General features: G+C 39.1%; 11 protein-coding genes. 5 read left to right on the plus strand and 6 right to left on the minus strand.

The features are described 5' to 3' along the window. Positions 1-83 precede the first annotated feature (83 nt). The 3 genes from H6G97_RS39620 to H6G97_RS39630 form a co-directional block, all read right to left on the minus strand. Complete coding sequence (locus H6G97_RS39620; RefSeq protein WP_190946112.1) at positions 84-245, minus strand: CopG family transcriptional regulator; 162 nt, start codon at positions 243-245, stop codon at positions 84-86. Positions 246-278: 33 nt separating this feature from the next. After that, the gene (locus H6G97_RS39625) at positions 279-506 is read right to left on the minus strand and encodes a hypothetical protein (RefSeq protein ID WP_190946113.1); all 228 of its coding nucleotides are present in this window, start codon (positions 504-506) and stop codon (positions 279-281) included. A gap of 120 nt (positions 507-626) precedes the next feature. Continuing rightward, complete coding sequence (locus H6G97_RS39630; RefSeq protein ID WP_190946114.1) at positions 627-902, minus strand: HU family DNA-binding protein; 276 nt, start codon at positions 900-902, stop codon at positions 627-629. A gap of 280 nt (positions 903-1,182) precedes the next feature. Here H6G97_RS39630 and H6G97_RS39635 point away from each other — a divergent pair, with 280 nt between their 5' ends. After that, complete coding sequence (locus H6G97_RS39635; protein WP_190946115.1) at positions 1,183-1,371, plus strand: hypothetical protein; 189 nt, start codon at positions 1,183-1,185, stop codon at positions 1,369-1,371. A 20-nt stretch (positions 1,372-1,391) separates the two neighbouring features. Here H6G97_RS39635 and H6G97_RS39640 read toward each other — a convergent pair whose 3' ends face one another. Together H6G97_RS39640 and H6G97_RS39645 are read right to left on the minus strand one after the other, a co-directional pair. Beyond that, positions 1,392-1,898 (minus strand): hypothetical protein, encoded by a 507-nt coding sequence (locus H6G97_RS39640; protein ID WP_190946116.1) that lies wholly within the window; start codon positions 1,896-1,898, stop codon positions 1,392-1,394. Between the two features lie 665 nt (positions 1,899-2,563). Continuing rightward, a complete protein-coding gene (locus H6G97_RS39645) occupies positions 2,564-3,556 on the minus strand; it encodes a helix-turn-helix domain-containing protein (RefSeq protein ID WP_190946117.1) in 993 nt (330 codons plus the stop codon). Between the two features lie 351 nt (positions 3,557-3,907). Here H6G97_RS39645 and H6G97_RS39650 point away from each other — a divergent pair, with 351 nt between their 5' ends. Continuing rightward, a complete protein-coding gene (locus H6G97_RS39650) occupies positions 3,908-4,804 on the plus strand; it encodes an alpha/beta fold hydrolase (RefSeq protein WP_190946118.1) in 897 nt (298 codons plus the stop codon). Positions 4,805-4,962: 158 nt separating this feature from the next. Next, the gene (locus H6G97_RS39655; protein WP_190737551.1) at positions 4,963-5,127 is read left to right on the plus strand and encodes an SDR family NAD(P)-dependent oxidoreductase; all 165 of its coding nucleotides are present in this window, start codon (positions 4,963-4,965) and stop codon (positions 5,125-5,127) included. On the opposite strand, the gene H6G97_RS39660 is transcribed toward H6G97_RS39655, so the two are convergent. After that, positions 5,116-5,817, minus strand: a complete 702-nt coding sequence (locus H6G97_RS39660; RefSeq protein WP_190946119.1) for a serine/threonine protein kinase — start codon at positions 5,815-5,817, stop codon at positions 5,116-5,118. The genes H6G97_RS39655 and H6G97_RS39660 overlap by 12 nt on opposite strands. A gap of 1,304 nt (positions 5,818-7,121) precedes the next feature. Here H6G97_RS39660 and H6G97_RS39665 point away from each other — a divergent pair. Both H6G97_RS39665 and H6G97_RS39670 read left to right on the plus strand, forming a co-directional pair. Next, positions 7,122-7,343, plus strand: a complete 222-nt coding sequence (locus tag H6G97_RS39665; protein WP_242055883.1) for a hypothetical protein — start codon at positions 7,122-7,124, stop codon at positions 7,341-7,343. A gap of 246 nt (positions 7,344-7,589) precedes the next feature. After that, complete coding sequence (locus H6G97_RS39670) at positions 7,590-8,120, plus strand: MgtC/SapB family protein (RefSeq protein WP_190946120.1); 531 nt, start codon at positions 7,590-7,592, stop codon at positions 8,118-8,120. The last annotated feature ends 232 nt before the right edge of the window (positions 8,121-8,352 follow it).

An 8,352-nucleotide genomic window follows, 5' to 3' on the forward strand; every position in this document is an offset into this window, starting at 1 on the left:
GCGCTGGTAAGTTAGTATCAATACTTGTCGGATTTTAGGGCAAAGGGAAAGAAAAACCCCTTACGCTTCTCCTAGATGAATTCCTACTTGGCATTTTGTACTTCTTCAATTGGAACAGACCGGACTAATTCGCGGATTACATCGGTTGCTGGTCTACCAGTAATTGAACAGTATTTTTCCAGCTTCTCTGCTTCACTTGATGTGAGATTGATTGTAAGTCGTTTAGCAGCCCATTTTTTATTCATAATATTGCTCCAAAAGTTAACAAGGTATGGCAGTTAACCACCCCAATAACCTGCCAATTTCAAGACTACTTGCAAGGTAGATGATGAAAGGGAGTTCAAAAGTGGAACTGTAACTCTCGTTGTTGCCCCAGCAGCCGCCTCATTGTAGACACTTTGCCAAGCTTCTGGGCCGCTAGTAGATTGTCCATGAACTTGTGTACTGACACCTAACTTTAAGCCAAGTGCAGCTAAACCAACTAGTATTGTGCGACGTTTCAACATTATTTCTTGATACCTAATAGTTCGCCCTTGTTTCTTGTGTAAGGTAAAGCGAAGCTGTCTTTATAAGAGTAAGGGCTAAGGTTTTGCAGTGATTAGATTGCTAATGGTCAAGCAATTCATCTATGGTGCTACTTTTTCTTTAAACAGCTTCCCAGGAGAAAACGCAGGAACTCTAGTAGCTGGAATGGTCATTATCTCTTGGGTTTTGGGATTACGCCCCTCACGCTCGGAGCGCTCACGCCGCTCAAATGAACCAAACCCAACGAGCGTTATTTTCTCCCCATTGGCTACAGCCTCGGTAACGACTTCTAAAAAAGCACTGATGATTTCATCAGCTTGCTTTTTTGTGACGTTGGCCTTCGCTGCTACAGCATCCACTAGTTGCCCTTTGTTCATAAATCACCCTGAAGTATTGCCAGTATTGGAAATTTACTTTACCATGACTACCTTTTGTGAGGATAGGGGGAAAACGACTAACAATCAAGCAGCATACGAAAATTAACAATGCACGGCTACTCCTATGGCGACTTTGAATTCAGGGATAAACCCAGTTGAGTTCTAGGAGAGCTTGACTGATTCTATAATCACCTTTTAAGAGGAACTTGTGTGAAGCTGTAAGAGAGTGAAGAATTAAACTTTCTTCTACTAATCAGTTCTAACTTACATAATTGTAAATATGCCTTCAATTTCCTACAACCGCACCGATAGCCAGCAACCACAAAGCATTACCATTGAAGGTTATGTTGTTCGCCCCGGATTACACATTCTCACTTACCAGCAACTCAAATTGCTACGGGAGCAAACACAGCATCATTCTCAGCTTGAACATTTAGTCAGCCAAGGCGTGATTAAGTTAACTGGTTAATAGTCGCCAGCACAAAAATCCTAACTCGCTACATCTAATTCCACTATTGCTGGCTGTTGTTGCTCTTTGACAGCACCCAGTGACTCAATAAAAGCGTCGATTGCCTTGGCTGCTGACTGCTTACCTGTTTTAAATTGGGAAAGGACTTTTTCGCGTATTGCTGAATAATCTGGTATGACTTGCTGCTCAACAGAAACAGCCTCTTGTGTTTGTAAAGTAACTCCACCATTACGCTCATCTATTAAACCTTTAATCTGAGCGATCGCTTCGGCTAATTCCTGCCTAATTACCTGTTTTATCTCTTCCCCATCGGGTGTAGACGCAGAAGAAGCATTTACTTCCTGTTTAACTATTTCCTTAATCTCATCACCATTAGATAAAGCCAGCCCAGCTTTTGTCTGACCCAGGATTCCCTTGAGCAATCTTGTTGCTGTATGATTTAATGACTCATTCTCCGAAATCTGCATTGCTGATAAAGCTTTGATTTCTGCATCAGTTAACCCAATGGAAATTGTCATCTTAGCCATACTTTTTACACCTGTAAATATTAAACTCTACATCGCTATTTTGGAGTTACACCGTTTGCATACAGTACTTTGATCGCTGATCAGAAATACTGTATAAACAACTTATCAATGACCTAATTATTAAACTTTGCCCTGTGAGCAACTTTTACCCTCGATTCTTTAATCTAGCTTCAAATCAATCAAGTTGCCATTACTTCAATTCTAACGCACACTTACCGAAGAAGAACTCAGGAGCCACGAGCCAGAGTATAGCTTGGGTATAGGAGCATCTCAGAATTGTTTTTTGGAGCAGTGCAGCCAGTAAACCCTGCGGTAAATTAGGGTTTGTTATAAAGCTATGCATTTCACTTTTGCACGAACACAGTAATTCTAGCCAACTACAAACATAAACACTTCAAACCGCAAATGTCGCTTAACACGATATTTTTCGTCGTTAACATATTATTTGTCGGCATCAGTGCGTTGTACGGCATTGTAGACATTCAGAAGATACTGCTTAACGGCCCAGGCTGTCTTATTGGTATATAGCAATGAATTTCAAAGCTTGAATCGGGAGCAAAATCCTTAGTAATTGGCTTAAATATACTGATAAGACAGTCAAGGCTTAACGGTTAAAATTAGCGGCATCGCCCATACCAGAGCCGTTATCAGGCAGGTGCAGTTCGTTAATATAATCCTTCTGGCGGGGAAATATCAGATCCGACAACCACACCAGTGTTAGTAGATTTAATCCCTGGTTTAATAGTAGGGGATTGTTGTTTTAACGATTGTAAAACAGAAGAGGAGTTATCTTGCTCAATTGATGTATTGGTATTTGCTTGTTGCTGGGACGACACGAAAGTTAATCCTCCCATTGCACCAGCAAGAAGAGCTGTATAACCTACATATAAATGCGTTGGACGAATTTCCAATCCCATTCTTTTTTTAGATTGATCCGAAAAGGGCTGAGTTACTGGTATAGCTGCTAGGAATGGCAAAGAGGCAGCTAAAGCAACACCATTAAGTCCTAAAGCATCTCCATAACGTCGGATAAATCCACGTACAAAAATATCATCTGATAATTCTTTCCAGGTGCCATTTTCTAATGCCTCTATCAGCTCCGTTCGGATATGAGTGGAAAGCTGAATGTGATCCAAAGAAAGCCCTTTGGATTGACGGGTTTTTTGGAGTTGTTGCCCGATTTGACGTAGGCACACTATGCGTTGTTGGGCTGCAAGTTCAGCTTGCTCAATAAGTTCTGCTTGAGAAATTCTCTGATGATTAAGCAATTGTAGTGGTTTTTTCCACAGCGGATTTTCTGCTGTACTTTTAGGGGGTTCTTCCTGGAGAGTGCAATGCTCCTGCTGTATCTCTGGTGAAGAATTGACTGTTTCTGTAGCTTGCTTGGTATCTGTAGCCGCTTCAACTTTTTGAGATTGTTGAGCAAATTGTCGAAATGCTAACCCGATTGCTTCTCTACCTACGGCTTTTAATAAATCTTGAGCCTGATCTGTTTGTTCCCCTATTAACTTCTGCACAATCGCTAAAGCACGTCGATAAACTGGGCTACGATGCAGTTGTACTTCTATTTCTCCTAAAAGCGATCGCAACTCATCTTGAGAAATTTCAATATTTGGATTGTCCAGAATTTGCAAAAAGTATACAGGAGTAGTAACCATTGTGAAAGCCTTTTATATGAACTCAATCAAAGGAAGTTACAATTATATCTTCACTATTTCTCTTAACTTCATCTTTGTTTTCCGGATGTTAATTGTATAATTTAACTTTTTTAATTGATTATCAACACTGAACCAAGGCAGTAATTACCGTACTAATGATTTCTAAAATAATACCAGTGTCTAATTGAGGAAAAACCTTGGGTGCGTACCAAGGGTAAATTGTAGAAGTGCTGCAACGCCGTATAGTATTGCTAGTTCTTTATTTGCAATTAGCTTGGCAGGAGTGATAGTCAATTGCAACAATTTAATCCACTAAAATGGTTGTGGAAAATTAGTTTGGAATGAATAATAATGTTTCCTAATTTTCTCCCATCACAAGTTAATCAATTAACAGACCCAAAAGCGATCGCTTTTGTCCAAAGTATCCAGAGAATTGCCCTTACAACCTCCCTGAGCCAACACCCAATCCTCACAACCTACATTCACAAAGGTAGTAGAGGCATACTAATTCTGCTGCTACACGGCTTCGATAGTTCCATCGTAGAGTTCCGTCTTCTGTTGCCATTACTTGCTACTCAAAATGAAACATGGGCAGTAGATTTGTTAGGTTTTGGCTTTACACAAAGACAAAAAGAAATAAATTACAGTCCAACTACAATTAAAATTCATCTTTACGATTTTTGGAAAACTTTAATCAACAGACCGATAATACTAGTAGGTGCATCAATGGGAGGTGCAACTGCAATTGATTTTACTCTCACTTACCCTCAAGTTGTAAAATCACTAGTATTAATTAATAGTTTAGGTTACACTAATTCTCCCGTTTTTACCAAATACTTGTTTCCTCCTTTTGACTTTTTGGCTGTAGAATATCTACGTCAACGCCACATTTTGGCATCAAATTTATGTAGTAACTTACCTAATCTAGATATCAAAATACTTTTGGCTATTCAGTGTGCTATGTTGCATCAAGAAATGCCTCTTTGGCATGATGCCATGATTTCTTATGTGAAAACTGGTGGTTATAGCGATTTGGCAAATAGAATTGCCCAAGTTAACAAACCAACACTTATTTTATGGGGAGAAGCTGATGATATGCTGCCATTGGAAGATGCAGAAAGGTTTCAACAATCTATTGCGAATTCTCAATTAATAAAACTCAAAAATTGCGGTCATGCCCCTCAAATTGAACAGCCGCAAATGACATCTCAATATATTTTACATTTTCTAAATAATAGGAAATTTTAATTGGTCTTAAGAGGATGTTTTAAAAGTTACTACAGGGATAATTTTGCTATTCTGCATTTAAGCTAGTACAGAATAGCAAAATTGATACAAAAATCAAATCTTTCTTTAGCTATAAAAAGTTATATAAAATCGTATTTATATTCTAAAAAAGAAAACAGATGACTAACAAAAAGGTCGTGCTAGTTACTGGTGCATCATCTGGGTTTGGGCAGTTAGTTGCTCACAAACTGGCTGGTGTAGGCTACTGTGTTTTTGGTACGAGCCGTAAACAACATCCAGCCTCACACGGACTGGAAATGTTGACATTAGACCTAACGTTTTAAACATTTAAAACGAGTTAATCTTAGGACTAGTTGACAACAGGAAGTTTTGAAAGAGGTTGCCAGACGATAACTTTTGCGGAGCATATCTAAGCCAGAGTATGGCACACGGAGTCGAAGTGGGCGCAACACGGGACGGTATAACCAGTAATAAGCCTTTTTTAAGTCATTCCATTTTGAACAGGCTTCAAGATGTAAAAAATCTGAAATGTCTACAACTAACCCTCTACCCTGATACATCATCACATTACGACCGTGGACATCATGAGGGTGGAGGGAGCAACGCCGGGCATAGTCTAGAGCTTCATTGATGTCTCTTATTACCTGCTTGGGAATCGGTAAACCTAAGTGCATACAATCGTACAAAGTTGTTCCATAAAGCCGTTTCAAAATTAGAAAGCTATCTTTGGCGTACAAACACTCAGAAAATGCCGGATGAGAACCTAGACGATGGTAGACGTCTACTTCCTCTTCAAAGCCCGGTCGTCCTGGGGCATAAATTTTAACTACACACTCAGAGTAATCGGGATGATACACTACTGCGGCGTAATTTCCTTTGCCAAGCAACTGCCAAGGTTGTGGAAGATAGCTGACCTGAATGGGATTACGGGGATTGACACTTTCAATTTGTAATCTGGGCAGCAGTTCCTGATAAATAGTTTCAAGCAGATGCTTTGGGGGCGATTTGTCCATAGAGGATAGGTATCTAAAACGAATATCACGCTTGTAAAGGTAAGATTTTTGCTAGGGTAAGTGTAGAGAATTTGTAAATATTCTTATTGGTTCTCAGTTGTTTACCCCATATCTTCACACCCAAAAGCCAGTCATATTATGGAAGTAGTCCAATCTGAAGTAATACTATAACTTATCAGCTGATTGAGGTTTTTAACTGGCAAATTGACGAAAGGTAATTAAAAAGTATTAGGAGATAGTTCAAGTGTTTAATCTGATCTGCGAATTTAAACTGAAGCCACACAAAGCCAAGCCAAATTTGTAGGGAGATGATGCAGAGATACTTTTTGAAAAGGTGAAACCGTTAAAAGTTTATCAAGAAATAGAAGAACGAAATTTCTCTGTTGGGGGGCTACGATTGTGGATGAAGAGTTATCCAAGTGGCAAAGGTAGTAATTAGACTTAATATTTTCTCAGATAAGGTAACAATTGTATATTTAGCTACAACTTAACTTGTTTGGTCAAGTGGGAAAAGTGGGAAAAGTAGGATATTTTATAGTAACCCTTGACTAACCTGTTAATAACCTGTAACTTAATGTTTATTAGATAGCTATTGTTAAATGACATAAGTCATTGATAAAGCTCAAAATCCTAATCTAGCAAAGTTCCTAGCGATCTCTTTATATCAGGGGATTACAGGTTGTCAAGAGTCAGTAAGTAACTGCCTTTCTTACCAAGGGGCCTAGACCTGCATCGAATTTGAGTAAATTTATGGTCACACTAAGGACGTTCTTTAATATCCGATGTAGAGTATCAGTTGTTGTTTACGCTCTTGCAACCGCAAGACTTGGTGTTGATTTGAAAATGGCATTGCTGAAAGAGTAATGTTTGATTTAGTACAATAGAAGAATGAAGTGCCCTCAATGCAACTCAACTATCAGCATCGTCGATATAGATAGTTCTACAAGTGGAAGCAGTATGACCGCCAGTTTCTTGAAGCCTAGCGCTCTTAGCGTTACTCAGATCAGGTCAAGCAATATGCATCAAGATGTATCTTAATGGCATAGGTCAACCTCTTGTAACAGATTGTTGTTTCTTAATTGGGATAAATTTTTCTAGGACTTTGACAAGATTTAAATTTTTCTCATAAGAGCAGTCTTTATTTTAACCATTATAAAAATAAAATCAGCAATCAAGAAAAACAGTATGTTTGAAAATTTACCAAGTAAATCCAAGCAGACTTCAAGCCATTGCTACGTTTAATGAATTGTGGCAACCATGAAAATTATTCATTCATTTTAAAGATTGAAAAACTAATGACCAAGATGAGCAAAAACAAATTCTCGTTAACTAACGGCGTACCAGCATCGTTTGTCGTATTTCTTGTTGCTCTCCCCTTGTGCATGGGTATAGCGATCGCTTCTGGTGTTTCTCCATCCTGCGGTTTAATCATCGGGATGAACGGGGGGATAATTGTGGGTTCTATTTCTGGCTCTCCCTTACTAGCAGTGGCCCAGCAGCTGATTGATATCAGATGTTCTACTTAATCAGAGGCATATCAAGCAACATCAATAGTCTTTGAGGTGCTATAGGCAATTATTCAAGGGAGTTTTTACAGGCTCGATTAAATACCAACCGCACACGACCAATTGTTCAACACAAAAGGAACTCTTGCTCGACAGTCGGGTAAAAACGCTAGTAGTAGGCTTTTTCATGCCTGAGATTTTCCCACGTTTTATGTAAAGCCGTGCTTCTAGTACGGGGTTTAAGACCTAATAATTTCGATGAATAAAATGTTTTTTAGTTCAAATGACTGGCAAAGCATAACTTTTCGCCTCGCCGTAGCACTTTTAGTTGGTGGTGTAATTGGTATTAACCGTCAGAGCAACGGTAGACCTGCTAGCTTACGCACTTTTATAGTAGTCAGTTTAAGCGCTGCTTTATTTGCGATGATTCCTTTACAAATAGGAGATGATGATAGTTTTGTTGATAGTGCAATTGCCCGTTCTACTGCTCTTAATGCAATTGCTCGTATAGTCCAAGGAGTAGCAACAGGCGTGGGTTTCTTAGGAACTGGAATCATTTTACGAGAACAAAAATCTGAATTTAGCCGCCAAGAAGTCAAAGGGGTGACTACTGCTGCAACTATTTGGCTTGTAGGAGGATTAGGAGCCGCAGCTGGCTGTGGTTTATGGCAAATGAGTTTGGTTGCTTGCGGAATGGCACTAGTAGTTCTGACTAAATTTAAGAAACTCAAAAAGTCTAATTTGATTTTCTTCAATAACAAATCAAAAGAAATAGAAAATGCTCAAACACAAAAGTAGTTAAAATTACGAAACTTTTTCACGAAAATCCTTAAAAACTTGAAAATCACTTTCACAGCCCGTACCGCCCTTGCCTTGGAGTTCAGGATTGTCAAGAGTTAAAATTTGGCGGACTTAAGCAATTTAGTAGATGTTTGAGACTTGAGTCTTGTCAAGCCCAGAATTCGGGTTGAATCAGGTCGCTGGCGAGTGCTATTAAACTAGCAAAATCAATCCGGCTCAAGAGTATCCA

The organism is Nostoc flagelliforme FACHB-838, assembly GCF_014698065.1.
Lineage (GTDB): Bacteria > Cyanobacteriota > Cyanobacteriia > Cyanobacteriales > Nostocaceae > Nostoc > Nostoc flagelliforme_B.

Bases quoted from the DNA above. Each gene is read 5' to 3' on its own strand.
- H6G97_RS39620 (WP_190946112.1), bottom strand. From the start codon at position 245: ATGAATAAAAAATGGGCTGCTAAACGACTTACAATCAATCTCACATCA.
- H6G97_RS39625 (WP_190946113.1), bottom strand. From the start codon at position 506: ATGTTGAAACGTCGCACAATACTAGTTGGTTTAGCTGCACTTGGCTTA.
- H6G97_RS39630 (WP_190946114.1), bottom strand. From the start codon at position 902: ATGAACAAAGGGCAACTAGTGGATGCTGTAGCAGCGAAGGCCAACGTC.
- H6G97_RS39635 (WP_190946115.1), top strand. From the start codon at position 1,183: ATGCCTTCAATTTCCTACAACCGCACCGATAGCCAGCAACCACAAAGC.
- H6G97_RS39640 (WP_190946116.1), bottom strand. From the start codon at position 1,898: ATGGCTAAGATGACAATTTCCATTGGGTTAACTGATGCAGAAATCAAA.
- H6G97_RS39645 (WP_190946117.1), bottom strand. From the start codon at position 3,556: ATGGTTACTACTCCTGTATACTTTTTGCAAATTCTGGACAATCCAAAT.
- H6G97_RS39650 (WP_190946118.1), top strand. From the start codon at position 3,908: ATGTTTCCTAATTTTCTCCCATCACAAGTTAATCAATTAACAGACCCA.
- H6G97_RS39655 (WP_190737551.1), top strand. From the start codon at position 4,963: ATGACTAACAAAAAGGTCGTGCTAGTTACTGGTGCATCATCTGGGTTT.
- H6G97_RS39660 (WP_190946119.1), bottom strand. From the start codon at position 5,817: ATGGACAAATCGCCCCCAAAGCATCTGCTTGAAACTATTTATCAGGAA.
- H6G97_RS39665 (WP_242055883.1), top strand. From the start codon at position 7,122: ATGAGCAAAAACAAATTCTCGTTAACTAACGGCGTACCAGCATCGTTT.
- H6G97_RS39670 (WP_190946120.1), top strand. From the start codon at position 7,590: ATGTTTTTTAGTTCAAATGACTGGCAAAGCATAACTTTTCGCCTCGCC.